Raw genomic sequence first — 26,583 nt, forward strand, 5'->3', positions numbered from 1 at the left:
GATACGTTCCTGCTAGGCGTCATCGGGGGCGGGCCCGATGATCTTCCGCCGGAAACGCGCGTGTCGGACATGCAGCGAAGCACCGCGACGAACGACCCGGGTTGGTTCCGGAGAGCCGAGTCCCTGCTGGAGACGCTGAACGGGGTGCTGTCTGCCCGTGTCGTCGCGCGTCCCGGTGGGCCGGTCGAGGAGGTGCATCTCCTCACCACGGACGAGATCCAGCCGAAGCAGACCGTGCGCAACGTCGAGTCGGCGTTGCAGGCGCAGTTCGGCCTCAGCATCGACCACCGGAAGATCTCGGTGGCCCAGACCACACGCAGGGAGATCAAGGTCGTGCCCGGCGAGCCTGCCGTGCGGCGCGAGCGGGGTTTCCCGGAGCCGGCTCGGCCACCCCTGCGGGAGACCGAAGCGCTCCGCCCGCAGCCGGCCGCGCCCGCGCTCCCCGACGAGGAGGGGCTGGAGAAGCGGATCCTCTTCGTGGGCCATTCGGTCGAGAGCCTCCGCTCCCAGCGCCTGCGCATGCGCGTGGCCCTGGAGTGGCTCGACCGCCGTTATGTCGGTGAGGCCGCCGGGGCCGACGTGCCGCGGAGCCGGATCGAAGGGTTCGCCAACGCGACCCTGCGCGCGCTCGAACAGATCCTGAGCAGCTCGGTCTCGCCGGAGGAGGCCGAGTCGCTCGCCCTCAGTCTCGAAGGCGTCAAGGTCGTGGAGGCCTTCGACCGGGACTTCGTGCTGGTGGCCGTGAACGCCCTGTTCGACCGGAAGATCCTCGTGCTCACCGGCGCGGGGTCCGTCCAGGACAGCCCGGAGCGGGCGGTGATCCTGGCCACCCTGCAGGCGACGGACCGCCGGGTACGCGCATTCCTCGAAGGCGTCGAGAAGCTGCCCTCCCGTCCCGGGGGACCGCTGACGCCACCGGACGCCGCCGATCCGTTCGAGGTCTGGGGGTAATCCCCTGGTTGACATCGACTTGGCCCAGATCTAACCTGGGCCGCGTTATCGAAACATCTGACGGCTAACCCCCCAGCCGCATGCTCGATCACGTGCGCATCCCTTTCAAGGGACCGCGCCCGGGTGACTTTTTGACCCCGGGTGCTGTCCATCCATTGAGAGAGGGTCGCCGGGACCGAGCCCTGCCCATCCCCGCCTGCGTGCGCGGACCCGGGCGAGGAGCCGTGCGGCGCAGCGCTGAACCTTGAGCGCGATCCCGTCGTGTGAGCTCGGGCCCTGGTCGCTCGAGCACGCCCAGATGGCGATCCGGCGCCTTGGAGGGGTGGTCGAAAGTGAGATCCGGTCCAGCTCCGATGGCGTGGAGGTGCGGCTTGTCGCCGCGCCAGGCCGATCGGCGGCTTCCCTCCCGGACCGCGTCCGCGCTGCCCTCTTCATCCACTTCGGGCTCCCCGCGCACCGGCTCGACGTCCAGGTGGCTCCGTTCCGGTTCCCGGATCGGAACGGATTGCCGGGTGGCAGGGGTCCGGGCCAGCCTCCCCTCACGCGAGGGCGGCTCGTGCTGATCGGCCATCACCTGCTGTCGGCGGCCCAGGGCCGGGCCTCCGCGACCGTACGAATCGCCTGGAAAGACAGGCGTTTCGAGGGGGCGGCCAGTGGCTCGGATGTTGCACACGCGCAAATGGACATCCTGGCTTCGGCCACGCTGCGGGCGGTCGAGTCCGCTGCCTGGTCCGGCCGGGATGATGGAAGGGACCGCGTTCATCTGGATCTGGAGGGCACCGCGGTGGTCCCAGGGGCCGAGCGCCCCTCGGTCCTGGTGTCCGTCCACGCGGTTCGGGGTCGGGAAACGCAGACACTCGCCGGCGCCGTAGGCGTCGCCGACAACGCGAACCGAGCTGCGGTGCTCGCCACGTTACAGGCTACGGACCGATGGGTTCGTGGGCAGTTACGCGGCTGACACCGATGCAGACCAACCTGGAATGAGGAGGACCCCCTCGGTCGACCTGGAGCGAAGCTGAGCTTTAGAGCGGATAGCGAAGCCACGATCCTGCCCGCGCAAGCGGACTCAATTGTCCACACGTTCCCTTGGGGAGGTGAGGCAAAGTGGTCTTCGATAGGCTCTTTGACACGTTGGGCCAAGCTCTGCTGGCCATGCTCGGCGGTTGGAAGTGGTAGCATAGGCTTCCGTGGGGGTCCTTCTTCGACTGATGCGAAGTAACGCACTCGCTCTCTACATTGGCTTCGTCGCGCTTTCCGCGCTCGGCGTCGCTGTACAACTTGATTGGCCGACACTGACCACGTTCAGTGCGTCCAGTTGGGCGGGGCTGGCTGTATTCATCCTGCTGGACGTGTTCTCCGACTACCTTTCGTTGCCGCTGGTGGTTGGCAGGAGCCGGAGCAGCCAATCGATTAGCTTCATCCTCCAGTTTGCCTGCGTTCTGGTCCTGGGCCCGGCCGCTGCTACACTGGTTGCGGCAATAAGCTCGGGCGTCGCTGAACTCGTGGCCAGGCGCGGGTTGCTTCGCGGAATTTTCAATCCTGCGCAGTACACACTTGCGACCGGCCTTGGGGGACTCGCCTTCACCGCCCTCGGGGGCCGCGCGGTTCCTTCGGACTTCACCTTCTCCTTTGCTCCCTTCTTGGGGTTTGGCTTGACGGTGGTTCTCGTCAACCTTGCCGCCGTCTCGGTTGTCCTTTCGCTGGATCAGGGTCTCAGTGTTCGGGAGGTGGTGGGGCGCCTCGTTGGCAAGCGGGGAATCACGGTTCTCTACGACGTACTTGTAGCGCCGTTCGCCGTTGTCATCGCTGTCGTATACGCACGCCTGGGGGCACCGGGTCTACTGGGTACTTCCTTCCTACTGCTCTGGGTTCGACGTTCGTATCTGGTGAGCCATCAGCTGCAGCAAGCGAATCGCGACCTATTGAAAGCCCTGGTAAAGGCCATCGAGACGCGAGACCCGTACACCTCCGGGCACTCTGTCAGGGTAGCGGAGCTGGCGAGTCGGGCTGCGCGATCGCTGAACTTGAAGACGAGCCGCATCGAGGATATCGAAACCGCCGCGCTCTTGCATGACGTGGGAAAGATCGATGCCATCTACTCTGAGATCCTGATGAAGAAGGGTAGCCTTTCGCATGAGGAGATGGAGATAATCAAGTCTCACGTCGAGAAGGGGGTGGAGCTTCTTACGTCTCTCTCCTCCTTCCGCTCCGAGGTGATCGCCGCGGTTCGGCACCATCACGAGCGCTTCGACGGAACCGGCTACCCTGATGGTCTATCGGGCATCGACATTCCGCTCGGCGCGCGCATCATCAAGATCTGTGATGCCGTGGACGCGATGCTGTCAGATCGCCCATACCGAAAGGCACTCGCGATTCCTGATGTGCGTGAACAGTTGCTGATCTTCGCCGATCGCGAGTTCGATCCGCAGCTCGTCACCCTGTTCCTATCCGATGAGGTGCTTGAGCGCCACTCGGCGGCAATTCGGGCTTCACTGGAAGAGGTTGCAGCGAAGCAAATTGCGGACGAGCCGTCCTCGTCGCTCAGGCTTGCTAGTCACGGCTAGCCACCACGGCTCGGAACCGTCGCAGCCTTTCTGGCAGGTCCAGCGCCACGGCCAACTGAACCCCCCTTTCCACCCGCTTATTTGCTTCGTGGGGGTCATGTACCCGAAGTAGAGGCAACACATCGAGCGTGAGGGAGATCCAGCGGCCCGGGCGTTGCGCATCGAGCGCGGCCGTATGTCGCTCAGCGCATTGGATCGCTGCTAGCGGACCACCTGTGCGCCGAGCTAGCACGAACTCGAGTTTGGCAAACAGGCCGCTATCAAGAAGTGGCGTGAGGGGGCCTGAGAAGCGGTCGGCAATGGAGTCGCGCCCCCTGCGTGCGCTGCGGAGCGCTCCCTCCAAAGCGTCGCACAGCGCAAGGCCAACACGTGCTGCGGTTCCACATTCATCCTCGGGAGACGGCGCCAGCTGAAGGGCTGATGAGAATGACAGGCGCGCCGCCGGAAGGTTGCCCTGCTCAACGTAGAGTTCGCCATAGTTGATGAGCAGTCGCTGCCTTTCGGGAAATAGGACCGCACCCGATATGATGCTGCTGCATTGGTCAAACAGCGCTCGTGCGCGGTCCACATCGCCCGCCTCCAATGCATGTGCTCCAGCATTGCTAGTGATACTGAAGGTCCTCGGAATGTCTCCCAACCTCTTCGCGAGGCTCAACCCCGCTTCGCATAGCTCACGCCCTTCTGCGGCGTTCAGTCGGGTCACCATGGCCAAGAACGCGATCCGCGCAGCGAGAGTCGCCAGCATCACTTCCGGCCGTGCCTTCGTGGTGCGCGCCAGTTCCAGACTCTTGGCTGTGTGCGCGTCCGCTCTCTCGATGTCGTTGAGAAAGACCCGGATGACTCCCAATCGGAGGGCGGTGCAGAGCGTGTGTTGATCATCCGAACTGAGGCAGCGGTCTACCCGCTCCAGAGCAAGGGCCGCGTTGGCCGCGAATCGCCCGCGTCTCTCATGATGTCGCAGCGTCTGCTCGGCGATCTCAACCATTAGACGGCTGTCCGCGCGTTGGGCAGCAGATGACCAGAGGTGCTCGAGCGCCTCGGCAACTTCCCCGTCCAAGCCGCTTCGTGACTCAGCTTCTAACAGTCGCAGTTGCGCCCATCGGTCGTGCTCGTTCGGGTCTCCCGCCGACGAGAGCGATCGTACGGTTGCCAGGAGGCGCCGTGCCTCTTCATGATCACATCGCTGCAAGAGCAACTCACCCAAGCGAAGCCGAACCGCTGAACGCTCAATAGGGGGCTCCGCGGTGTTATAGGCGACGCGGAGTAGGCCAATGGCTTCGGAGACGGCTCCGCCGCGCTCGGCGGCCGCCGCGGCGGCTCGGGCAAACATGAACGCGGTTGTCCGATCACCGGCACGGTAACAGTGAAGCGCGATCTCGCCTCGCGGCTGGGGACGCACGTCCATGAGCAAACGACCGGCCCGCCTATGCAGCAACTGCCTCCGCGCCCCCACGGCCCCCTGGAGCACACTCTGCCTCAGCAGCTCGTGCCACAGCTCCGTGCCCTCCTCCCCCCACCGCACCAGCCCTGCCGCGTCGAGGCGTTCCAGGGAGGCGACGATGGCCTCCTCGTCGAGCCCGGTCAGGGCCAGAAGGTCGGTCAGCGACGCGACGCGGCCCCAGACCGCCAACGCCTCCAGGGTGCGTCGGTCGTCCGGGGTGAGGCCGGCGAGCCGCCGATCGAAGAGCTGCTGGATGGAGCTGGGCAGGTTGATCTCGTCCGGGCCGCTCGGCGGCAGGACCAGGTCGCCCGAGAGGCACTGACGGATCAGCTCGATCAGGAACAAGGGGTTGCCCTTCGCCAGGTCCTGGATCCACCGCGCCGCCTCGGCTCCCAGGTCCGCGCCCCCGAACTCGGCGGTGAGCTGCTTCTGGCTCGCCTCGTCGAGCGGGCCGAGCGCGAGCTCCTGGCACTCGGCCTCCGCCAGGAACGCATGCAGCTTGGAGCCTCGCTGGACGTGCTCCGGTCGGTACGTGAGCACCAGCGTGGCCGAGCCCGTCCGCCACCGGCGTCGGATGTACTCGAGCGCCGCCAGGGACGAATCGTCGATCCAGTGGGCGTCGTCGAGCACCACCACGATGGAGTGATTCGCCGCCAGCGCGTCGAAGAGCTGGCGGAGGGACTCGAGCAACCGTCGATGCAGGCTGCTCCGCTGGATCTCGGGGACCTCGATGGGCGCACCCGCGACCTGGGCGGCTTCGGGCAGGAACGTCAGCACCACGCTCCGCCACGGGTCCTCGACCCGGGTCAGCGCCTCGGCCACCTCCCGCGTGGAGAGCGCCTCGGTCAACGCGTTCAGCGCCACGTCCTTCTCCAGCTCTGCCAGGCGGGCCTCGAGGACCAGTCTTCCCTGGAGCGCCGCCGCAGCCAGGCTCTCCTGCAGGAGCCGCGTCTTCCCGAACCCGGCTTCCCCAACGATCGCGACGGTCTCGAAGTGATCGGCGCGCGGCTCCGCCAGCAGTGGGCGGAGCCGCGCCACCTCGGCCTCGCGCCCGTACATCCGCGGCTCCGAGCGGGGCGAGCGGAGGGTCGGCGCGGAACCCCGCTTCTGGCGCGCCAGCGACCGGATGCGCTGGAGCAGCGTCCGGGTCTCATCGGCAGCGCCCTGGCCGGGCCCCAGCGTCTCGACGAAGCTCTCGTACGTGGCGATCGCCTCCGCCGGTGAGCTGCAGAGCGCCTGCGCCCACATGACGTTCCGCACCGCCATCTCGTTGCGCGGATCGAGCAACCGAAGGGCCTGCGCTGCCGCCAGCGACCGCGGCCCCCACTGTCCCTGCGCCTCCGCAGCCGACCATTGCCGGGCAGCCGCCTTGCGCAGGGACTCGCGCAAGGATAGACGCCGCCGGTCCAGCCAATCCTGGTACTCCGTCGTCGGCACGACCGGCAACACGTCCAGGAATCCGAGCCCCACCAGAGCAGCGGCCTCATCGTAGCGGCCCTGTTCCAGATGCTCGCTGAAGTCGCGCAGGTCGCTGGGCATGTGCGGCGGCCGGGCGAGCGTGTCCCCCGCGCGCAGCAGCACCGACTCACCGCACCGGGAGACGAGGCTGTAGAGCAGTTGGCTCAGGCGCCGACGCACCGAATCGTCGGCGCCCCCGGCCCACAGGAGCGTGGTCACCTCACCACGCCCCAGCCCCTCACGCTCGTGGCCGTACAGCAGCCCCAGCAGCGCGAGATGCTGGGGCGTGAGCGAGCACTCCTGGCCGTCCACCAGGAATGCCGGGCGGCCGAACAGCTTCATGCCGGCAGCGCTCATGCGGCTCCTTTCCTGCGAGCGGGCCCTGCTCCGAGCAGAATTGGCCGGCGAGCGTCGCGCGGTCAATGCTGCCCCACCAGGCTGACCGGATGGGTCAGGCTGCCGGTCTGCCGCTCCTGCTGGAGCCAGGCCTCGAAGAACCACTCCCACCCGAGCGCATCGCGCGCCGTGGACGGCCGGACGCCCGTCAGCCGTTTCATCTGGTTGCTGAGCGCGAAGCCGTCCGGATAGCCGAGCCCGCACGCGATCGAGAACAGGTTGTCGGGTGCGTTCTGGAGTTGGATGGTCGCCCGCAGCAGCCGGCCGATCTGGAGCCAGTGGGACGGCGCCGGCAGGCCCAGGCTCAGGAAGCGCCGCCCCAGCGCGCGGCGCGAGACGTAGAGTCCGCGGGCCAGCGCAGAGACGGTACGCACGTCCGACGACAGCTCGATGATGCGGCGCACCGTGCGGCGCATCTCCAGGTCCACGGCATACCCCCGCCAGCGGAGGTACTCCGTGACGTCCCCCGGAAGATCGTCCGGCGGGCGCCGGAGCAGGGTGATGATCTCCTCGATCTCGATCCGTGGATGATGCGGGAGGATGCTTTGCGGCCGGCACCGTTCGACGACGTCGAGCACCACGTCCTGGTCGAGCACGCTGGAGCTCGGCGGCAGCATCACGACGAGCGGCACGCCGGCCGGTCGGGTGCGCGCCTGCTCCGCACGCCGTGGAGTGTCCGCGAGCCCGAGACGCCAGACGAGGCAAGCACCGGGCGTCAGGGTCGGATCCTCCTGGGCTTCCTCGGTCCACGTCTCCAGGCGTGCATACGGCGGCTGAAGCCAGAAGAACTGTCCCTTTTCCATCGTGTCCCTCCATGCTCTGGCGGTGAGCGCACTCGCGACGGTGCGGTCGCGGACGACGGAGGGTAGGGCGGGCCTATCAGCGCGATATCAGGGCCGGAGGATGAGCGGGGCGCATCCGTGCACCGTCCGGACTGGCTGCAACGCCTCCAGAAACGGTATCTTGGTTCCAGAACCCTCGGAATCTCCCGGAGGCGCGCCATGAAGGAGCCGAAGCAGCGGCGGAGTCAGCGAACCCTGGAGCGGCTGAGGCAGGCCGGCCTGCGGTTGATCGACGAGACGGGCCCCGACGGATTGACGGTGCAGCAGGTGGCGAAGGAGGCGCGCTCTTCGGTGGGCTCCTTCTACCAGCGCTTCCAGGGCAAGGACGAATTCCTCGTCGACCTGTGGTCGTACGAGAACCAGGCCGCCGTCGCCGAATGGGAGCGTCGCGTCGCCGGCGTGGAGGTGGACTCCGAGGATCTCGTCTGCCGGCTGAGCGATCTGCTGAAGACCGCCGAGCTCGAGCGCGGCACCCGGCTCCGTCACCTGCGGGACTACCTGGACCGGGAGCGGCTCCTGCCCGGTGAGCCTCCGCTCGCCGACCGCCTCTCCGATCTGGTCCGCAGCGCCCTGCAGGCCCGGGCTGCCGGGCTGGGCGCCACCGATCCCGAACGCACGGCTCGGATCGTCGCCGCCTGCCTCTTCCTGACGGTGGAGGCCGCCACCGAAGGTCGCGCGCCGTACGCGGCGCTCCTCTCCGGCATCGAATGCACCCACCTGGACGCGCTCCTGCACCCCGCCGCACAGGCGGCGGTCACCAAGCCCCGGACCTCCGTGGACCCCTTCGACGTATGGGACGATGGGTCCGACGTGGACGAGCGGCCCGACACGCTGAGCGCGGGCGCCTAGGCGGATCTTCTCGCGGGGCCCTGGAGGCCCCATGACCCGGGAACGGGACGACCAGATCGCCTTCCCCACGCTGGAGCCGGACCTGGTGGACCGGCTGCGCGAGTTCGGGGAGGTACGCAGGACCGAGAAGGACCAGGTCCTCTTCTCCGAGGGGGACCGCGGCTTCGACTTCTTCGTGGTGCTGGACGGCGCCGTGGAGATCCTGGAGACCGCGAGCGGCAGCCCGAACCGGGTGACCGTCCACGGGCCCGGCGAGTTCACGGGGGACGTGGACATGCTCACCGGCCGGGCGGCCCTGGTCACGGCCCGCGTGGAGGAGCCAGGCGAGGTCCTGGCCATCTCCGCGGAAGGACTCCGCACCATCGTGGGCCAGGTCTCCGAGGTGAGCGAGACCCTGCTCCAGGCCTTCCTCATGCGGCGCACGCTGCTCCTGGACCAGGGCTACGAAGGCCTCAAGATCATCGGCTCGCGCTTCTCGCCCGAGGCACATCGGCTGCGCGACTTCGCCACCCGCAATGCGCTGCCGTTCACCTGGCTGGACCTGGAGCGCGAGCCCGCCGCAGACGAGCTGCTGGACCACTTCGGTGTCCGGCCCGAGGAGACGCCGGTGGTGATCGGCCGCGGCGGGGAGCTGCTTCGCAACCCATCGCTGGCCGAGCTGGGCAAAGCCATGGGCTTGGACGCCCAGGCGGATACGGACGAGCTCTTCGACCTGGTGGTGGTGGGCGGCGGGCCGGCGGGCCTCGGCGCCGCGGTGTACGCCGCGTCCGAAGGGCTGCGCACGTTGGTGGTGGAGGCGGTCGCGGTGGGGGGCCAGGCCGGCACCAGCACCCGCATCGAGAACTACCTGGGCTTCCCCGCCGGGATCTCCGGTGCCGAGCTCACCCAGAACGCCATGCTCCAGGCGCAGAAGTTCGGGGCTTCCATGTCGGTGCCGCATCAGGCCGCGCGGCTGCGCCTGGAGGGCGGATACCGGGTGGTCGAGCTGGAGGACGGGTCCGAGATCATGGGACGCTGTGTCCTCGTCTCCTCGGGGGCGGAGTACCGACAACTGGGCGTACCGGATCTGGAGCGCTTCGAGGGGGCGGGCGTCTACTACGCGGCCACCGAGAACGAAGCGCGCCTGTGCACCGACGACGACCTGGCCGTGGTCGGCGGCGGCAACTCGGCGGGGCAGGCTGCGGTGTACCTGTCGGGGCTGGCCCGCACGGTGCACCTGATCCTGCGCGGGGACGATCTGGGCAAGAGCATGTCCCGCTACCTGGTGGACCGCATCCAGCGCTCCGAGAACATCCGCGTGCGCACGCAGACCGAAGTGCGGGCGCTGCACGGGGACGAGCACCTGGAGGCGGTGGACCTCGAGACGCCGGAGGGACAGGAGCGACTGGACCTGAAGGCGGTGTTCGTGTTCATCGGCGCCGAGCCGCACACCGACTGGCTGGACGGCTGCGTGAAGCTTGACCGGAAGGGATTCGTGATGACGGGTCCGCAGATCCCCCGCTCCACCCTGCGTGGTGCGGCGTGGAGCGGCATCCGCCGATCGCCGTTCCTGCTGGAGACCAGCCTACCCGGCGTCTTCGCTGCGGGCGACGTGCGCAGCGGCTCCATCAAGCGCGTGTCGTCTGCGGTGGGCGAGGGTGCGATGGCCGTCACATTCATCCATCAGCATCTGGGGACGGCGTAGGGCGCTCGAGGGCGTCCCATCCCAGACGCACATCGGGCCGGCCCGCCTCGTGCGGACCGGCCCGACGAACATCCTGAGGATGGCGGCGTCGCGTCGCCGCGTCAGCTCCCGCGCCGCAACCGCACGTCCCCGCTGACCGTCTTGAACGCCACGCTCCGACGGTCGTCGCCGATGACGCCTTCGATGTTGGCGCCCACCCAGCGATCCCGCTTGCGGGTGTAGCGCACGTCGAAGTCGGAGTCGAAGTCCCCGGAGAGCGAAGCGAAGCGCACTTCGGTCTCGGCGCTGGCCGGCAGGGTCAGCGTGATGTCCCCCGAGACGGTGGCGAAGTCCAGCTCGTCCCAGTCGGTGCTGCCGATCTCGATGTCCATCTCGCCGTTGACCGTGTTGGCCTGGGCGATCTCACTGGTGGAGACGGTGATGTCGCCGCTCACCGTGTTGACGCGCACGTCCGACCGCACGTCCTCGACGTCGATCCGGCCCGCCACCGTCACGCCGCGGAAGTCCACGCCGGCCGGAAGCGCCACCTCGAAGTCGACCTCGACGTCGATGTCGTCGTTCCAACGACCGTTGTTGCCGTGCTCGCGATCCTCGCAGCGGTCCTCGGCCCTCCCGCGCGGGAAGTAGATGGCGCAGACGCGGATGCCGTCGCGCGTCTCCACCGCGACGATCTCCACGTCCTCGAAGTCGCGGCTACGGCCGTGCTTGGTGGCGGTGACCTCGGCGCGGTCTCCCCGGGCCAACACGACCCGGATGTCTCCCGAGATCCCCCGCACCTCGAGCTCGTCTCCGCGGGAGATCGATCCCGCCCACTCGAAGGCGCTTCCTTCCTGTGCCGCGGCGGGCGCCGCGAGCGCGCCCACCAGCAGGGCGGCCATCGCCAGGGTCCTGCCCTCACATCCCCACATGTCCCGTCCTCCTCCTGCGCTGGCCGCCCCGCGTTGTCCGGTGGCGATCTGTGCCTGGTTGGATGCTGGCCGGGGCGGAAGGGTTTGGACCGTCCGGCCGGGCGGCCGCGCCGCGGCCGTCCCTCGGGGGGACCTACGGGAAGGGGTGGGGGGTGGGTTTCGGACGGGGATCCTCCGCGACCTCGAAGGACCCGCGCCCGGGAGGGCCGGCCCCCCCTACCGCGGCGGATACCCGCTCAACGACCGGTACCGCTCCAGCAACGCCCTCTGCCGGGTGTCCGGCGGGACCTCCTGACCGTCGATGAAGACCCGCTCGGCCGCGGTGGTCACCTCGAAGGGGTCGCCCGACCAGACCACGACGTCCCCCACGTTGCCGCTCTCGAGCACACCGTAGCTGCTCGCCAGACCGAACACGCGTGCGGGCGTGACCGTCACGGCGCGGAGCGCGGTCTCGTAGTCCATGCCGTACGAGACGGCCATCCCGGCCTCCTGACGCAGGTTGCGTACGTTGGCCACATCGAACGTGGAGAGCACCACCTCCACCCCCGCCTCGGCCATGCGGGCGGCATTCTCGTAGGAGATGGCCAGTGTCTCGAAGGTGGGCAGGTTCACGGTGGCGTTGGTGATCACCGGCACCCGGGCGGCGCGCAGCTCGTCCGCCACCATCCATCCCTCGCCCGCCCCGGCGATCACGAGCTGCAGCCCGTATTCGTCCTTGAGCTGGAGCGCCGCCAGGATGTCGCTGGCGCGATGGGCGCTCACGACGAGTGGCAGATCGCCCCGCACGACGGGCACGAGGGCCTCCAGGTCCAGCCGCCCGAGCGCGTACGGACGCCGTCGGTTGCCTTCGTACGCCTCGCGGTTGCGCGCGTAGTCGCGTGCGTCGTCCAGGGCCTCGCGCAGAAGCAGCATCGCCGCCGCGCGCGACCCACCCGCGGCTGCCGCGCCGGACTCCCCGAGCGTGGCGTACATGGCCACGGGGGAGCGCTCGACCATCGCCGACGCGCTGGCTCCTCCCAGATTGATGTACATGCCCTGGCCCTGCAGCACGCTGCCGAACGACTGCGGCGCGACGATGGCGCGCGTGATGCCGTCCACGCGAGTGACCGCCACGTTGGTGGCGAAGGGATTCAGCGCGTCGCGGAGCTGGAACGCGGCCGAGATGTGGTCGTTGCTCTCGCCCCGGTCCACCGTGTTGGATTCGGCGTCCACCTCCGTCACGCCCAGTCCGGTGAACGCGTCGAAGAAGCCGGCCGTCACCACCTTGCCGGTCGCGTCGACGCGCGTGGCGCCGGTGGGCACCGTGGCATTGGCACCGACGGCCGCGATCCGGCCGTCCACCAGCACCACGGTGCCGTTCTCGATCACCTCGCCCGTGCCGGTGTGCACCTGGCCGCCGGTGATGGCGATGGTCTGCGCCGCGAGCGGCGCCGCACACAGCGACGCGAGGAGAAGCGCCCCCGCGTACGCGGAGCCCAACCCGCGCCCGAGGCCTTCATTCCAGCGGATCATCGCGCACCTCCCCGCGGCAGGATGCCGGTCATGAAGTCTCCGTTCAGCAGGGGATCGGGACTGCTGCGATCGTAGATCAGCGCGCCGTCGATGAAGACCAGCTCCGCTTTGGCGTAGACGCTGAATGGATCGCCCGACCACACCACCACGTCCGCGTGCTTCCCGGGCGTGAGCGAGCCGGTCACGTCGTCGATCCCGAGCGCGCGCGCGGGATTGATGGTGATCCACTGGATCGCGTCCTCGTGGTCCACGTCCACGCCCGCTCTCTGCCCGGCCGCCATGGCCTTGGCGGCGTCCTGGTTGAGGCGCTGGATGCCGTGCCCGTCGTCCGAGTGCACGATGGCGCAGGCGCCCGCTTCATCCACCAGGGCGATGTTCTCCTTGATGCCGTCGTAGGCCTCCATCTTGAAGCCCCACCAGTCCGACCACATGCTGCCGCAGATGCCTTCCTCCGCCAGCAGGTCGCGGACCTTGTAGGCCTCCACGGCGTGGTGGAAGGACGCGATGTCGTAGCCGAACTCGTGGGCCACGTCGATCATCGTGGCCATCTCGTCCGCCCGGTAGCAGTGGTTGTGCACCAGGATGTCGCCGTTGAGGACGGCGGCCAGCGTCTCGAGCTGCAGGTCGCGGTTGGGCTGCGCCGCGGGATCGGCGCCGTTGTCCCGCCACTGCTTCCAGTCCCGCAGATAGCGCTCGGCGCGGATCCAGGCGGCCCGGTATCCGGCGACGTTCCCCATCCGCGTGGACGGTCCGCGGTTCGCGTACACGCGCTTGGGGTTCTCGCCGCACGCCATCTTGAGGCCGTGGGGAGCGCCCGGGAACTTCATGGCCTGGTAGGTGCGCGCGGGGATCGGCTTCACGGTGACGCCCCGTCCGCCGATCAGGTTGGCCGAGCCCGGCAGCACCTGCAGGGCGGTGACACCCCCCGCCACCGCGTGCCCGAATCCGGGATCCTGTGGCCAGATGGAATGCTCCGCCCACACCTCCGCCGTCACCGGGTTGGTGGCCTCGTTCCCGTCGGACACGCCCGCCACACCCGGCGAGGGATAGACCCCCAGGTGGGAGTGCGTGTCGATCAGCCCGGGCGTGACCCACTTGCCCGCCCCGTCGATCACGGTCGCGTCGGCCGGGGCGCTCACGGCGGTGCCCACCTCCACGATCTCCCCGTCGCGGAGCAGGACCGAGGCGTTCCGGAGGATGGGGCCCTCCGCCGTCACGACGGTCGCGTTCCGGATCAGCGTGGGCCGCGACGGGAACGGCGCGTACGTGGACGGGAAGGGATCGGGGAACAGCGGTGCCGAGGCGTCCGCTGCGGCCGTGTCCGGCCGGGGCGGCCCGGCGGGGGTGCCCTGCCCGCCCGCACAGGCGGACGTCAGGACGGCGATCGGGAGGACGCCCTTCAGGCGTGCCAACATCGGACCTCCGGGACGGAGCACGGGTCGCGCGGGCCGGAGCCGGACGCGGTGGAGCCGCACCCGGTCGCGGGCCGCACGCTCGAATCGGGGGTGCTGATACGGCGGAGCGCGGTCGTGAGGTCCACCTGGGTGTGCGGGAACCGCGGAGGTGGGAGCCGGCCACGGCCGCAACCGGCCGGGGGCGAAGGGTGTCGGACCCTGAGGGACCCTCTTCCGGAGCCGAGATGCCGCCCACCCTGACCGTCCGTGCCCTGAGCCTGATCCTGCTGCTGGCCGCCCCGGCTGCGCTCGCGGCCCGGCAGGCCGAGGACCCCGACGTCGACGAGCTCGTTCGCCGTCACGTCGAAGCGCGCGGTGGCGCCGCGGCCATCGCCGCCATCCGCACACTGGTCTACCGCAACGGCCGCTACCGCGAGCCGGGCTTCGAGGGCAACGGCCGGTCCACCATGAGCTTCATGCGCCCCTACTACCGGGTGGTGGGCGATCCCGACCGGCCGGGCGCGTACCTGGAGGGCTACGACGGGAGCGCCTGGGAGTGGTACGCCGACCCCGGTGTGGTGGTGCGCACGGTGGGTGCCGCGGCCGGTGCCGCGCGGCGGGGGGCGGACTTCGAGGGCCGCCTGGTGGACTACCGGGCCAAGGGCTCGACCGTGGTCCTGGGCGAGCCGTCCGTGATCGATGGCCGTCCTGCCCACCGCCTCACGCTGACCACCCGGGACGGCTTCCGGAGGGACTACTTCCTGGACGCGGAGACCGCGCTGATTGTGGCCGAGCGCTACGTGGCTCCGGTCCATGCCTTCGGCGCGCCGGTGCGCTCCGAGGTGCGCGTCGGCGACTACCGCCGCGTCGCCGGGGTGCTCTTCGCCTTCCGCTTCCGGGAGGTGGACCTGGAGACGGGGGCGCTCCTGAACGAGATGCAGTGGGGCGACGTGGAGGCGAATGTCGACCTCCCGCTCGAGCGCTTCACGCCGCCAGGGTTCGAGCGCACGCCGATGCAGCGCTTCCTCGAGGGGCTCTACGCGGAGCGAGCCGACGAAGACGCCGTGCTGTGGACCTATGCCGAGTTCCGGCGTGCACACCCGGACATGGACACCGAGCCCGGGGTCGCCTTCATCGGCTACCAGATGCAGAAGATGGGGGACACCGGAGTGGCGGTGCGGTTGCTGGAGGCCAACGCGCGCGACCACCCGGAGTCGAGCCCGGCCGCGTTCGCCCTCGGCCGGGCGTATGCCTCGCACGGGATGACGCTGGCCGCCCGGCGGGAGCTGGAGCGGGCGCTGGCGCTGGATCCGGGCAACGAGCGGGCGCGGGAGGCACTCGCGGCCCTGCCGACCCCTGACGCGTAGGACAGCCGAGGCGCAACGCTGCGCGACGTCAGGAACCGTTCCGTTCCAGCTCGGCCGTCCAACGGGCCACCTCCGCAGGCCGACCCGCCGCCTGACTGAAGGTGATCAGTTGCTGGACCGCATAGCGGACGTTGGGGTGGGTCGTGTCCCCTGCGCTCGCCTCCAGGTAGTTCGCGCGGACCTCCATCAGCGTCGTCTCCGCACCGTCCACGTCCCCGTTGAGGAACCGGACCCGGGCGTACGCGATGAGCAGGTTGTTGAGCGTCTGCGATCCGGTCGCGAGCTCCATCCGAGCCTGCGGAAGCCGCTCGTCCGCGAGCGCGAGCGCGTGCTCGGGGTCGTCCGCGCCCAGCGCGATCAGCAGGTTGGTCAGCGCGAAGTAGTAGGGAAGGCCGCCGCTCGGGGTTGCCAGCTCGGTTGCACGCTCCAACAACGACCGCGCCTCCTGCATGCGTCCCAAGCGACCCACCGTGAACGCGACGTTCTGCAGGGCCACCAGCGTGGTCGGTGCACCCTCGCCGTAGCGCGCAGCGTATGCGTCATAGACCTGTCTCTGGTGGGCTTCGGCCTCCTCGGCACGTCCCGTCATCGCCAAGAGGGTCGCGTAATAGCCTTTCGTCTCGTCCGTGAGCAGGTGATCGGGCCCCAGGAGCCGTTCGGCGTCCTCATGGGCCTCGCGCGCCAACGGAAGCGCTTCGTCGAATCGGTGTGCGGCGCTCAGTGCCACCGTGAGCATCCCGCGCGGAGGGATCGTTGCGGGCGTGCCGACCCCGAACGCGGCTTCGGTCCGCTCCAGCAAGGCTCGCGCGATCCGCTCGGCCGTGTCGACCTCCCCTCCGCGTGCGAGGCCACCAACCGCGGCGGACAGCGCATCGACCTCGAGTGGGCTCCGGACGCCGCCCGCGAGCAGGCCCTCCGCTCCCCGACGGGCGAGATCGATCCCTTCGCGCACACGCTGCGATTCCAGGACCAGGAGGTTTCCCTGGAATGCCATGAGGACATGGGTGGTCGGGTCGTCCGGTCCCAGCACCGACTCGGCGCGGGCGGTGGCGGAGTCCAGACCCGAGATGGCCTCCGAGACCTCTCCGAGCTGGAACCGGGCGTGGCCGAGGGGTCCCCAGAGCGCCAGCACGGTCGGGTCGCTGGCGCCGTGGGTGGCGACATATCCAGCGATGATCTCGCGGATGGTGGGAACCAGCTCCGCGAAGCGGCCCTGACGATTGAGGCCGAACACCCGGGCGAAGTGGGCCGGGTAGGCCTCGTGCGAGTACCGTTGGCCCAGACGCGCGTAGGTGGCGACGGCGGAGTCGGCGATGGCGAGGCCGAGGTCGACCAGCCCCTGGTTCACGTAGGTCTGCCCGATCGCGGCCAACAGCCCGGCCCGGATCTCGGGTTCCTCCGCCATCGCGGTATCGAGCGCCCCCACCGACGCGCGCAACACCTCCTGCAGGCCCACGTCCGCGCCCAGCCGGAACGGATCGGCCGACGAGAGCGTCTCCTGCATGAACCGATTGATCGCGCTGGCCTTGCGCGCCTCCAATCGAGCCAGCCGCGCCTGGTCGGTGGCCCGCCGACCCTGATGCAGCGTGGCCGCCATTCCAGCGACCAGCGACACGATGACCAAGACCGAGAGGGCGACCGCTGCGCGATTCCGTTGCACGAACTTGCGCATCCGGTACCCGCGGTCCTCGCCGTGGGCCCGGACCGGTAACCCCGTGAGATGATTGCCCAGGTCTCCGGAGAGCTCGGCCACCGACGCATAGCGTCGTTCGGGCTCCTTCCGGAGCGCCATCATCACGATGTCGTCGAGCTCGCGGGGAAGCCGCGCGCCCTGCGGAAGGTCGGGGCCGGGCCCCGGCGCGGACCCGACGGGCGCGTTCGTGCCCGTCCGCGTGGACCGACGCGCCTCTCCGGGGGTCATCGGATCGTCTCGAAGCACGCGAGCCATCAGGGCGCCGACGCCGTCGGTTCCCGCGAATGGAGGGCGGCCCGCGAGGAGCAGGTAGAGGAGCGCGCCGAGCTGATAGACGTCCGTGGCCGTGGTCAGCGGCTCGCCCTTGAACTGCTCCGGTGCGGCATAGTCCGGAGTCAGAGGGGCCCCGCCCATCCGGGTGAGGCCCTCCTCCGGCTCCGGACTCAGCGCCTTCGCGACGCCGAAGTCCAACAGCTTGGGTCGCCCGTCCTCGGTGACGAGGATGTTGGAGGGCTTGATGTCCCGGTGCAGGACCAGACGACTGTGGGCGTGCTCGACCGCAGCGCACACCTCCCGGAACAGCCAGATCCGGTCCTCGATGGAGAGGCCCCGCGCTTCGCACCACGTGTGGATCGGCACTCCGTCCACGTACTCCATGACCAGATAGGGCAGCCCGTCCTCCGCGGTGCCCCCGTCCAGGATGCGCGCGATGTTCGGGTGCTCCAGGCGGGCGAGAAACCGACGCTCCAACGTGAAGCGCTCCACGCCCCGATCATCGAGGGAGCCCAGCCCGAGCGTCTTGATGGCCACCCGCTGATCGAAGGTGCCGTCGGTCCGGTGTGCGGAGTACACCGTCCCCATCCCGCCCCGCCCCACGATTCCATCGATGGTCCACGGGCCGATGCGGCGCCCCAGCCAGGGGGCCGGGTCCAGCGGCGCGGACAGGTCCACCCCATCCACCGAGAAGGCGACCGTCGCGTCCCGGTCGTAGGCCAGGAGGGACTCGACCTCCGCGCGCAACAACTCGTCGCCCGCGCACAGCTCCGTGAGCAGCGCAGGCCGCTCCTCGTCGCTGACCTCGAAGCTGGCCTGGAAGACCTCCCGAGCACGTCTGAACAGGTCGTCCGTCATCTCCTCCTCGTGCGATGCCGGGGTACGGCCGGCCCGGCCGAACATGGCAGGTTCGGACCGGGCCGGCACGCGATTCCTCGGAAGAGCATTCCGGCGTCAGGGCACGGTGTAGACGCGCACCGCGCCGCGCAGACCGCCTTGGGGGTAGCCCCGCAGGCCGGTCGCAACGGTATGGCCGTCCGCCGACAGCGCCACGGCCCAACCCAGGTTGTCGGTCGGCTGGTCACCCATGATCTCCATGCCCGCCTGGATCCACGCCGAACCGGTCCAGTCGTAGAGCGTCAGGGTTCCGTTGGTGTTGGTGCCCGCGAAGGGACGACCGATGGCGATCCGGCTGCCGTCCGCCGAGAGCGAGATGGGCATGTGCAGGTTGAACGCCGCCGGTACGCTGAAGTCCGGCCCCATCTGCACCCAGGTGCCGGCCACCAGCTCGAACACCTTGGCGTAATCTCCCGACTGGGCGCCCCAGCCCGCGACGCGGGTGCCGTCCCGGGAGATCGAGACCGCCATTCCGAACAGCTCGTTGCTGCCGTTGCCGTTCCCGTCCATGTCCTGCCCCACCTGAACCCACGCCGAGCCGCTCCACGCGTGGACGCGCACCTGACCCGCCCCGGAGCCCGCGCCGTCATTCCCTTGTGCGCCGACGGCCACGCGGTCGCCACCTCCCGAGAGGTCGACCGAGACGCCCGATCTGTCCCCCGGTGCTTCGCCCATGATGTCGGTGCCGAGTTGCGACCAGGCACCTCCGCTCAGCGCATACACCCGCACCGCACCTTCGGCGTTGCCTACCGTGCCGGCGTTGGGGACACCCACCGCAACGCGGTCCCCGGTCGTCGACAGTGCGACCGAGTAGCCCAGCTGCCGGCCGGTGTTGCCGGAGATGGTCGAGCCCACCTGGTTCCAGCCGCTTCCCACGTATTCGTAGACCTGGACGGTGCCGCCGTTGCCGTTGGCCCGGTGACGCCCGATGGCGATCCGGTTTCCATCGCCCGAGATGGCGATGGTGTTCTCCTCACCGATGAGCTGGCCCGCCGAGCCGCCGTCGAAGTCGGCACCGAGCTGGTCCCAGGACGTGCCGCTCCATTCGAAGACACGCACGTGCCCGGACTGGTTGAGGTTGCCGCTGTTGGTCGGCGCCCCCGCGACGATCCGCGTGCCGTCGTCGGAGATGGCGAGCGCGCGGCCGAACTGGTCGTTCACCGCCTCACCCAGGATCGTCGACCCGAGTGGGCCGGCGGCGGCGGCGGTCGGGTTGACCTGGCGGCTCGTGGACCCCGAGGCGCCGCCGTTGTCGGTCACGGTGAGCACGACATCGAACGAGCCCGCGGCGGCGTAGACGTGCGTCGCCGTCGCGCCGGCCGCCGACGTGCCGTCCCCGAAGGTCCAGGCATACGAGGCCACGGTGCCGTCGGAGTCGGAGGACGCCGCACCGTCGAACGAGCAGGTCAGGTCCGTGCAGGTGAACGTGAAGCTCGCCGTGGGGGATTGATTCGGCGCATCCCCCGGGCCGGTGCTGTCCCCGGAGCAGGCCCCGAGCACCAGGACACAGACCATCGAGGCAAACACCCAGCGAAGATGCGGGCGAACGGTTGTCGCGACCCGCTGCAATGAGGTCGGCATGACGCCACTCCAGGCTCACCGTTGTCGTGCGATCGGTGACGTTCGAGTCGCGCCTGCGAGGGGTGCCCGCGCCTGTGACTCGCCGGCCGCGCGGCCGGGCCCGATCGGTGGATCGTCCAGGACGCGGGGTGGCGGCCGAGATGGGATCATGGGGGTCGCCGGCGGGCCCGCGCTCGGCGCGGGGCCGGGGACGTGTCAGCGTTCCAGTTCGCGCTTCAGCCAGGCCCGGGCGTGGCGCCAGTCCCGCTTCACGGTCGGCGTGGAGATCCCGAGCAGGTCGGCGACCTCCTCCACGCTCAGCCCCGCGAAGAAGCGCAGCTCCACCACGCGTCCCTGGCGCGCATCGAGCTCGGTCAGCCGCTCGAGGGCTGCGTGGAGCGCCAGCACGTCGACGTCCCCGGTGGGAGAGAGGGACAGATCCTCGTGCAGGGTGAGCGGGTCTCTGCCCCCACCCCGCTTCTCCGCGCCGCGGGATCGGGCATGGTCCACCAGGATCCGTCGCATGGCGGATGCGGCGATCGACATGAAGTGGGACCGATTCTGCCATTCGGAGCGCCGTTGTCCCGCCAGGCGGATGAACGCCTCGTGCACCAGCACGGTCGCCTGCAGCGTGTGGCCTGGGCGCTCGCGCGCCATGAACGACCCGGCCAGGCGGCGCAGCTCGCGGTAGATCAGGGGATAGAGCTGGTCTCCCGCATGGGGATCGCCGGACTGGAAGTCCCGGAGCAGACGGGTCACCCCCCCGGGGTCGGGCTGGGCGTCGGGACCGACGTCCCCGGCAGCGGCGTCGGAGGGAGGGGGGGACTCAGGCATCCGGCAGAGTGCGGCGGCGCCATCCCGGGGTCAATCCGGGCCCCGGGGGCCCTTCCTTCGCTCGCTCCCGCGGTTGACACGGCCCGGGCAGCCCCGCGTATGCTTTCCTGCGGCACACCCCGTGGCTCCGGACCCATGCCCCGTCTCTGCTTCCTGTTCCTGGTCGCCCTGGCTTTGGGCCCCCCCAGCGCCGCCTTCGCCCAGGAAGCGGAGGCGCGCGTCGTCCTGTACGGCCGGGTCACCGACGCCGAGACGGGTCGCGCCGTCCCCGACGCGGAGGTCCGGCTGGGCGAGGCGCTCTCCGTCACCGACGCCCAGGGCCTCTTCTCCTTCGAGGCCGTGCCGGCGGGCCGCTACCTGGTGAGCGTCGAGCACCTGGGCTTCGGCACCTTCGAGGAGGCCGTGGACCTGGTGCCGCCCACGATCTCGCTCCGCATCCGCATCTCGGCCACCGCCATCCAGCTCGACCCCGTCGTGGTCACCGCGCTCGGCCGGGACGAGCAGCGTGCCCGCAGCAGCGGTAGCCAGCGCAATGTGGTCACCCGCGAGGAGATCGCCCAGTCCCAGGGCACCGGCACCGATCTGGGCCGCGTGCTGGCGCGCAGCGTTCCGGGCGTGCAGCTCCGGCAGGCCCCCACGATGGGCGCACCCATCTGCATCGAGTTCCGGGGCGCGCGCACGCTGGACCCGAGCGCCGGCTGCAACGAGCCCATGGTCTTCCTCGACGGCGTGCGCGTCTCCGCCCCGCGCTTCCTGTATGCCTCGCTCCCGCTGGAGGAAGTCGAGCGCATGGAGATGATCCCGCCCGGCGAAGCCGGCGTGGGCTACGGGGCGGACTCCCGCTTCGGTGTCCTGCTGATCACCACGCGCACGGCCGCGAGCATCCGCGGAGAGCCCGAGGGACGCGTCGCCTTCCGCGGCACGGACCGCGCGTACGACTGGTCGCTGGAAGGCCAGGACTACGGGTGGGAGAAGGTCTTCCTGACCGCCGCCGTCGCGAATGCGGCGGGGCTGGCGCTGGGCGTCGTGGCCGGGCGGAGCTGCCTGTCGTTCGACGGGCTGTCCAACCACTTCTTCGAATCCGAGTGCGGCTCGTTGGCCACGGCGGGAGCGCGTCTGGCCCTGGTGGGCTTCCCGCTGCTGGGCACCACCTTGGGCGCGCGCTGGTCGGGGGACACCGACCTGTCCCGCGGCCGCTGGGCCCACACCCTCCTGGGCGCCGCGCTGGTCGGGGTCCCGGGCTACATCCTCGCCGCTTCGGGCGGCGAGGATGCCTTCGGGGGGGCGTCCTGGGCGGGTGGCGCGTTCCTCCTGGTGGGGGTGCCGGCCGTCGCCACCCTGGCCGACCGCCTCTTCCGCACCGTCCGCTGAACCGGAGCGCGCGTCAGCGCGCTCCGGCCCGGGCTCCCGCTTCCAGCTCGTCCGCGATGCGCGCCAGGCCGTACAGGTCGCGCAGCGCTTCCAGGATGCCGCGCGCATCGACGGCCACCGAGCGCGCCGTCTCGGTCAGGTAGATGTAGTCGCCCGTCAGGCTCTCGATGTTGCCGTCGAAGACCAGCCCGACCACCCGCAGATCCTGGTCCACCACGGGCGAGCCCGAGTTGCCGCCGATGATGTCCGCGGTCGACACGAAGTTGAGCGCGGTGGACAGATCGAACGACGACGGCGGCTTCACCCACCGGTCCGGCAGCGCCCAGGGATTGGTGCCGCCTTCGGCGCCGTTGAAGGAGTAATAGCGGTCGTAGAGCCCGTAGAACGTGGTGTGCGGGGGTGCCAGCGTGCCGTTGTAGCGGTAGCCCGACACCACGCCGTCCGCGATGCGGAGAGAGAAGGTCGCGTCGGGCGGCACGTTCGTGCCGTACACGTCGAAGCGGGCCTGACCGAGCTGCACGCGCAGCTCCTCCTCGGTGGCGCTGAGCGGTCCGATGCCCTCCTGGAAGGGTCCGATCAACCCGAACATGCGCTGCACGAGCTGCATGGCCGGATCGCCGGGATTCAGCGTGCCGGACTCGAGCGCCTCGACCGCCGACGCGGAGTCTGAGAGCGCCGACCCCTGGATGATCATCGCCGCCGCGCCTTCGGGTGAACGCCCCTGCAGCAGCGCCTGCACCTGGGGATCGTCCTCCCCGTAGTTGCGGATCAGATCCTCGAAGCGCGCCTCCAGCAGCAGCTCGTCCAGCTCCTGCGGGTAGTCGGGCACCGCCATGAACTCGTCCAGCGCCTCCTGCACCGCCTCCGCCGGTGCGCCCTGTGCGCGCGCCCCCAGGACCTGGAAGGCTGGCAGCACGCGGGCGAGCGTGGCGGAGCCGTAGGCGGGAACGTTGAAGCCCAGGAAGGAGCCGAAGCCCGCAGCATAATCGCCTTTGGCCTCCTGGATCTCCGCCATGCGCTCCACCAGGCCACCGTACTCCGCGCGCAGCTCGGGGTCGGACTGGATGGAATCCAGGAAGCTCTGCTCGTAGTCGCGGCGCTTGGCGAGGATGACCGGGTCGTGCAAGCCCTCGATCACGCCCCGATAGGACTTCTGCGAGTTCTGCAGGCTGAAGATCTCGTTCCGCAGGTCGAGCGCCTCGGCCGTCTCTGGATCACGCGCGTAGTACGCCTCCAGCGCCTCGATCCGGGAATCGATGAACTCGAGCACCTTCTTGTCGCCGACGTCGCGGCGGAACTCGAGCTCGGCCACGGTCTGGATGCGCGACGTGGAGCCAGGGTTGCCGATGACAAACACGGCGTCGCCTTCGGAGATGCCGTCGGTGCTCCAGCGGAAGTAGACGTCACGTGTGTCGAGCGGCTGCCCGTTGTCGTACACGCGCAGGAAGCTCATGTCGAGGTTGTAGCGCGGGTACGTGAAGTTGTCGGGGTCGCCGCCGAAGAAGCCGATCTGGAGCTCCGGCGCCATCACCAGCCGCACGTCCGTGTAGCGGCGGAAGATGTACGCCGAATAGCGGCCGCCGTCGTAGAGCGTGACGATCTCCACGTGGTAGCCGCCGTCCTCCCCGCCCCGCTCCTCCAGCAGGCTCTCCTCCAGCTCCTCGATGCGCGCCTGGCGGGCCTCGCCGCGGGCCTCGTCGTCCGTGATGCCCTGCTCGGCCGCGCGGATCTCGCCCGTCACGTCGCGGATCTCGACGAGCTGATCGGCCTCGAAGTCCTCGATGGGCCGCTCGTCCTGCTGACGGCGCGCGAGGAAGCCGTCGTCCAGGAGCGTTTCCCCCTCCTCGGTGACGGCCGAGACGTGATCGCGCGCGCAGTGGTGGTTGGTCATGACCAGCCCGTTCGGCGACACGAACGAGGCCGAGCAGCCCGGGATGCGCAGCGCGCCCAGACGGGCGCGCGCGAACCAGGCCGAATCCGGCTGGAAGCCGTAGGTGCGCGCGAAGTACTCGCTGGGCGGGAAGTCGAACGTCCACATGCGACCGTTGTCGAAGACCCCGGCGCGCACCGTGTCCAGACCGGGCACGGCCTGCACCGCGGGCGCGGGTGTGCCGGCGGGCTCGGGCGCGGACACCACGGCCGTGTCGGGCTGGTCCGTCGCGACCGGGGCCGGCATGGGGGCGCTGCGCGGTTCGGCGGCGGGCCCGCTCGCGCAGGACCCGAGCACGAACAGCACAGGAAGGACGAGCCCGGCGTGGAGGCGGGCGGGACGCGAGGCGGCGGTCATGGAGTCTCCCTGGGACGGCGGCGGCGGAGCGCCGGCGAGGCAGCGGCGGACCGGGGTGGCGGTCACGCCTTCAACACGGCGGTGACGAACCGCTCACCGCCTTCGACATGGACGTTGTGGCCGGCCTTGGGCACGACCTCGAGGTCGGCCCGGGGAAAATGGCGGACCATCTGCTCGAAATCTCCCTCCCGGACATAGTTCGAGCCACCCCCCACGATCAGGCGGGTGGGGCCGTCGAAGCGGTCCTCGGGGCGGAGCGGCGGCGCGGTGAACAGCGGCAGCTGACGCTTCAGCAGCTCCAGGTCCACCTGCCAGCGGTAGGCGCCCTCGTCCGTGCGATCGAGGTTGGTGAGCAGGAACAGACGGTGGGACCAGCTCGGGATGGCCTCCGCCATCTGGTCCTCGGCGTCCTTGCGCTGCGACACGCGGGACAGATCCACGCCCAGCATGGCGTCCAGCGAGCGGTAGTCCGGGGTGTAGGCGCGGGGCGCGATGTCCAGCACGAACAGCCGCTCCACCCGCTCCGGGTGCCAGCAGGCCAGGCACATGGCCACCTTCCCGCCCAGGCTGTGCCCCATCAGCGTCACGCGCTCCAGGCCGTGGGCGTCCAGGGTGTCGAGCACGGCCGCCACCATGGCGGGATAGTCCGCCGGCTCCAGGGCCGGCGAGGCGCCGTGGTTGGGCAGATCCAGCGCCAGGACGTGGTGGTGCTCGGCCAGGCGCTTCCCGGTGCTGGTCCAGTTCCGGGACGAGCCGAGCAGTCCGTGCAGCACGACCAGCGGTGGCCGGCCCGCGCCCCCCAGGTCGGCGGCGTGCAGGATCAATCCGCGCCTGCCTGCGCCTTCGCCTCGATCAGGCGATCGAAGAACTCCTCGAAGAGCTCGAGCGGGGCCGCGCCTTGGACGGGATAGCCGTCCACGTAGAACGTGGGCGTCCCGCGCACGCCCAGCTTGCGCGCGGCCTCGTTGGCCTGGTCCACGCCGGGCTCGGGCTCGCGCGCGCTCATGCAGGCATCGAAGGCGGCCACGTCCAGACCGGCCTCGCGGGCCACCCGCTGGAAGACGGCCGCCGCGTCCCCGGTGCCCTTCCAGTCGCGCTGGGCCGCGAAGAGACCCGCGCGCATGGCGTCCCAGCGGTCCTGCGCGAACGCGCACTCGCCCGCCAGCGCCGCTTCCTGGGCGTTCGGGAACATCCCCACGTTGAAATGCACGGTCCGCCAGAAGATCTGCCCCTCCGCCACGTACTTGGAGCGCAGCGTGGACCAGGTCTCGTCGTGGAACTTCTTGCAGTAGCCGCACCCGAAGTCGGTGAACTCGACCACCTGGATCGGTGCCTCCGGGTCCCCTTGCGCGTGCCCGAGGCCGGAGACGTCGACCACCTGGGGCTCGGCCGGGCGGAGCGGCTCCGCGAGCACCGGGGCCGGGATGCCGGCCTGGGCCGTGGTCAGGGCCGCACCCGACTCGGCCTCGGCGCCGCTGCAGGCGGCGAGGAGCGGAGCGGCCAGGAGCGCCACCAGGGCGGTACGGACGGGGATGCGGGCCATCAGGGTTCCAGGGTGATGAGCTGTCCCATCTGGGCCAGCGTGGCGGTGAGCGCGGCGAAGCGCCCGGTCACGAGTAGAAGCCCCACGAGCACGAGGAAGGTTCCGGCCACGCGCTGCAGGGGCCCGCTCCACCGCCGGAGCCCCTGCGAGGAGCGCAGGAACCGGCGCAGACCGAGCGCGGCCGCCACGAAGGGGACGCCCAGACCGATCGCGTAGGTCCCGAGCAGCAGGCTCCCCCGCCCGATCGAGCCCTCCATGCCGGCCATGAACAGGATGGTGGCCAGCACCGGGCCGATGCAGGGCGACCACCCGGCTCCGAAGACGATCCCCGCCAGCAGCGCGCCGAGCGGCCCCGTGGGCCGGGCGGCCGCATGGAAGCGGCGCTCCCGGGACAGGAACAGGGACCGGAACGCCCCCAGCATGTGGAGCCCCATGACGATCACCACCACCCCGCCCACCCGCTGGATCCACGGCAGGGCGCGGCCCAGGGCCTGCCCGGCCGCGGTGGCCGCCGCGCCCAGGGACATGAACACCAGCGCGAACCCCAGCACGAACATCAGGGAGGAAAGCAGGGCGGTGCGGGTGGCCGCCGCCTCCCCTTCGGACAGCTCCTCGAACGTGAGCCCCGACACCACGGCCAGGTAGCTGGGCACGAGCGGGAAGACGCACGGGGACAGGAACGAGACCAGGCCGGCCAGGAAGGCGAGCGGGAAGGAGACGCCGAAGTCCATCGCGAAAGCGAGAGCGGCCGCGCGGGCC

At 70.0% G+C, this 26,583-nt stretch carries 18 protein-coding genes; 6 read left to right on the top strand and 12 right to left on the bottom strand.

The window, feature by feature from the left end; genetic code table 11:
• Positions 1–69: 69 nt before the first annotated feature.
• Both R3E98_13055 and R3E98_13060 read left to right on the top strand, forming a co-directional pair.
• Positions 70–951, top strand: a complete 882-nt coding sequence (locus R3E98_13055) for a hypothetical protein (protein ID MEZ4424333.1) — start codon at positions 70–72, stop codon at positions 949–951.
• A gap of 1,208 nt (positions 952–2,159) precedes the next feature.
• Positions 2,160–3,515, top strand: coding sequence for an HD-GYP domain-containing protein (locus tag R3E98_13060; protein MEZ4424334.1), 1,356 nt, complete (start codon positions 2,160–2,162; stop codon positions 3,513–3,515).
• Here the strand turns inward: R3E98_13060 and R3E98_13065 are convergent.
• Together R3E98_13065 and R3E98_13070 are read right to left on the bottom strand one after the other, a co-directional pair.
• Positions 3,502–6,771: an AAA family ATPase gene (locus R3E98_13065; protein ID MEZ4424335.1), complete on the bottom strand. Its 3,270-nt coding sequence runs from the start codon at positions 6,769–6,771 to the stop codon at positions 3,502–3,504. The two genes, R3E98_13060 and R3E98_13065, sit on opposite strands and share 14 nt — an antisense overlap.
• Before the next feature lie 62 nt (positions 6,772–6,833).
• Positions 6,834–7,613: an AraC family transcriptional regulator gene (locus R3E98_13070; protein ID MEZ4424336.1), complete on the bottom strand. Its 780-nt coding sequence runs from the start codon at positions 7,611–7,613 to the stop codon at positions 6,834–6,836.
• Positions 7,614–7,811: 198 nt separating this feature from the next.
• On the opposite strand from R3E98_13070, the gene R3E98_13075 reads away from it, so the two are divergent.
• Together R3E98_13075 and R3E98_13080 are read left to right on the top strand one after the other, a co-directional pair.
• Positions 7,812–8,501, top strand: a complete 690-nt coding sequence (locus tag R3E98_13075) for a TetR/AcrR family transcriptional regulator (GenBank protein ID MEZ4424337.1) — start codon at positions 7,812–7,814, stop codon at positions 8,499–8,501.
• A gap of 31 nt (positions 8,502–8,532) precedes the next feature.
• The gene (locus R3E98_13080) at positions 8,533–10,185 is read left to right on the top strand and encodes an FAD-dependent oxidoreductase (GenBank protein ID MEZ4424338.1); all 1,653 of its coding nucleotides are present in this window, start codon (positions 8,533–8,535) and stop codon (positions 10,183–10,185) included.
• Between the two features lie 101 nt (positions 10,186–10,286).
• Here R3E98_13080 and R3E98_13085 read toward each other — a convergent pair whose 3' ends face one another.
• From R3E98_13085 to R3E98_13095, 3 genes are all read right to left on the bottom strand, one after another.
• Positions 10,287–11,063, bottom strand: coding sequence for a DUF4097 family beta strand repeat-containing protein (locus tag R3E98_13085; GenBank protein MEZ4424339.1), 777 nt, complete (start codon positions 11,061–11,063; stop codon positions 10,287–10,289).
• Positions 11,064–11,309: 246 nt separating this feature from the next.
• Entirely contained in the window at positions 11,310–12,605 is a 1,296-nt protein-coding gene (locus R3E98_13090) for an amidohydrolase family protein (GenBank protein ID MEZ4424340.1), read from the bottom strand.
• Positions 12,602–14,020: an amidohydrolase gene (locus tag R3E98_13095; GenBank protein ID MEZ4424341.1), complete on the bottom strand. Its 1,419-nt coding sequence runs from the start codon at positions 14,018–14,020 to the stop codon at positions 12,602–12,604. The genes R3E98_13090 and R3E98_13095 overlap by 4 nt, the downstream gene beginning before the upstream one ends.
• Positions 14,021–14,244: 224 nt before the next feature.
• On the opposite strand from R3E98_13095, the gene R3E98_13100 reads away from it, so the two are divergent.
• Positions 14,245–15,366, top strand: coding sequence for a hypothetical protein (locus R3E98_13100; protein MEZ4424342.1), 1,122 nt, complete (start codon positions 14,245–14,247; stop codon positions 15,364–15,366).
• 28 nt (positions 15,367–15,394) lie between these two features.
• Here the strand turns inward: R3E98_13100 and R3E98_13105 are convergent, their stop codons facing one another.
• From R3E98_13105 to R3E98_13115, 3 genes are all read right to left on the bottom strand, one after another.
• Complete coding sequence (locus tag R3E98_13105; protein ID MEZ4424343.1) at positions 15,395–18,190, bottom strand: serine/threonine-protein kinase; 2,796 nt, start codon at positions 18,188–18,190, stop codon at positions 15,395–15,397.
• Between the two features lie 96 nt (positions 18,191–18,286).
• A complete protein-coding gene (locus R3E98_13110; protein ID MEZ4424344.1) occupies positions 18,287–19,744 on the bottom strand; it encodes a PKD domain-containing protein in 1,458 nt (485 codons plus the stop codon).
• Between the two features lie 261 nt (positions 19,745–20,005).
• Positions 20,006–20,548: a sigma-70 family RNA polymerase sigma factor gene (locus R3E98_13115; GenBank protein MEZ4424345.1), complete on the bottom strand. Its 543-nt coding sequence runs from the start codon at positions 20,546–20,548 to the stop codon at positions 20,006–20,008.
• Between the two features lie 210 nt (positions 20,549–20,758).
• Here R3E98_13115 and R3E98_13120 point away from each other — a divergent pair, with 210 nt between their 5' ends.
• Positions 20,759–21,994 carry a carboxypeptidase regulatory-like domain-containing protein gene (locus tag R3E98_13120; protein ID MEZ4424346.1) on the top strand — a complete coding sequence of 412 codons (1,236 nt, stop codon included), beginning with the start codon at positions 20,759–20,761 and terminating at the stop codon, positions 21,992–21,994.
• A 13-nt stretch (positions 21,995–22,007) separates the two neighbouring features.
• Here the strand turns inward: R3E98_13120 and R3E98_13125 are convergent, their stop codons facing one another.
• From R3E98_13125 to R3E98_13140, 4 genes are all read right to left on the bottom strand, one after another.
• Positions 22,008–24,281, bottom strand: a complete 2,274-nt coding sequence (locus R3E98_13125; GenBank protein MEZ4424347.1) for a S46 family peptidase — start codon at positions 24,279–24,281, stop codon at positions 22,008–22,010.
• Positions 24,282–24,343: 62 nt separating this feature from the next.
• Positions 24,344–25,105 carry an alpha/beta fold hydrolase gene (locus R3E98_13130; GenBank protein MEZ4424348.1) on the bottom strand — a complete coding sequence of 254 codons (762 nt, stop codon included), beginning with the start codon at positions 25,103–25,105 and terminating at the stop codon, positions 24,344–24,346.
• Positions 25,102–25,824, bottom strand: a complete 723-nt coding sequence (locus R3E98_13135; GenBank protein ID MEZ4424349.1) for a thioredoxin domain-containing protein — start codon at positions 25,822–25,824, stop codon at positions 25,102–25,104. Before R3E98_13135 ends, R3E98_13130 begins: the two co-directional genes overlap by 4 nt.
• Positions 25,824–26,555 carry a cytochrome c biogenesis protein CcdA gene (locus tag R3E98_13140; GenBank protein ID MEZ4424350.1) on the bottom strand — a complete coding sequence of 244 codons (732 nt, stop codon included), beginning with the start codon at positions 26,553–26,555 and terminating at the stop codon, positions 25,824–25,826. Before R3E98_13140 ends, R3E98_13135 begins: the two co-directional genes overlap by 1 nt.
• Positions 26,556–26,583 lie beyond the last annotated feature (28 nt).

Source organism: Gemmatimonadota bacterium (genome assembly GCA_041390125.1).
In the GTDB taxonomy this organism is placed as follows: domain Bacteria; phylum Gemmatimonadota; class Gemmatimonadetes; order Longimicrobiales; family Gaopeijiaceae; genus JAGQIF01.

Coding starts and splice junctions, on each gene's coding strand:
- R3E98_13055 (MEZ4424333.1), top strand. CDS start 70: ATGCAGCGAAGCACCGCGACGAACGACCCGGGTTGGTTCCGGAGAGCC.
- R3E98_13060 (MEZ4424334.1), top strand. CDS start 2,160: ATGCGAAGTAACGCACTCGCTCTCTACATTGGCTTCGTCGCGCTTTCC.
- R3E98_13065 (MEZ4424335.1), bottom strand. CDS start 6,771: ATGAGCGCTGCCGGCATGAAGCTGTTCGGCCGCCCGGCATTCCTGGTG.
- R3E98_13070 (MEZ4424336.1), bottom strand. CDS start 7,613: ATGGAAAAGGGACAGTTCTTCTGGCTTCAGCCGCCGTATGCACGCCTG.
- R3E98_13075 (MEZ4424337.1), top strand. CDS start 7,812: ATGAAGGAGCCGAAGCAGCGGCGGAGTCAGCGAACCCTGGAGCGGCTG.
- R3E98_13080 (MEZ4424338.1), top strand. CDS start 8,533: ATGACCCGGGAACGGGACGACCAGATCGCCTTCCCCACGCTGGAGCCG.
- R3E98_13085 (MEZ4424339.1), bottom strand. CDS start 11,063: ATGGCCGCCCTGCTGGTGGGCGCGCTCGCGGCGCCCGCCGCGGCACAG.
- R3E98_13090 (MEZ4424340.1), bottom strand. CDS start 12,605: ATGATCCGCTGGAATGAAGGCCTCGGGCGCGGGTTGGGCTCCGCGTAC.
- R3E98_13095 (MEZ4424341.1), bottom strand. CDS start 14,020: ATGTTGGCACGCCTGAAGGGCGTCCTCCCGATCGCCGTCCTGACGTCC.
- R3E98_13100 (MEZ4424342.1), top strand. CDS start 14,245: ATGCCGCCCACCCTGACCGTCCGTGCCCTGAGCCTGATCCTGCTGCTG.
- R3E98_13105 (MEZ4424343.1), bottom strand. CDS start 18,190: ATGACGGACGACCTGTTCAGACGTGCTCGGGAGGTCTTCCAGGCCAGC.
- R3E98_13110 (MEZ4424344.1), bottom strand. CDS start 19,744: ATGGTCTGTGTCCTGGTGCTCGGGGCCTGCTCCGGGGACAGCACCGGC.
- R3E98_13120 (MEZ4424346.1), top strand. CDS start 20,759: ATGCCCCGTCTCTGCTTCCTGTTCCTGGTCGCCCTGGCTTTGGGCCCC.
- R3E98_13125 (MEZ4424347.1), bottom strand. CDS start 24,281: ATGACCGCCGCCTCGCGTCCCGCCCGCCTCCACGCCGGGCTCGTCCTT.
- R3E98_13135 (MEZ4424349.1), bottom strand. CDS start 25,824: ATGGCCCGCATCCCCGTCCGTACCGCCCTGGTGGCGCTCCTGGCCGCT.
- R3E98_13140 (MEZ4424350.1), bottom strand. CDS start 26,555: ATGGACTTCGGCGTCTCCTTCCCGCTCGCCTTCCTGGCCGGCCTGGTC.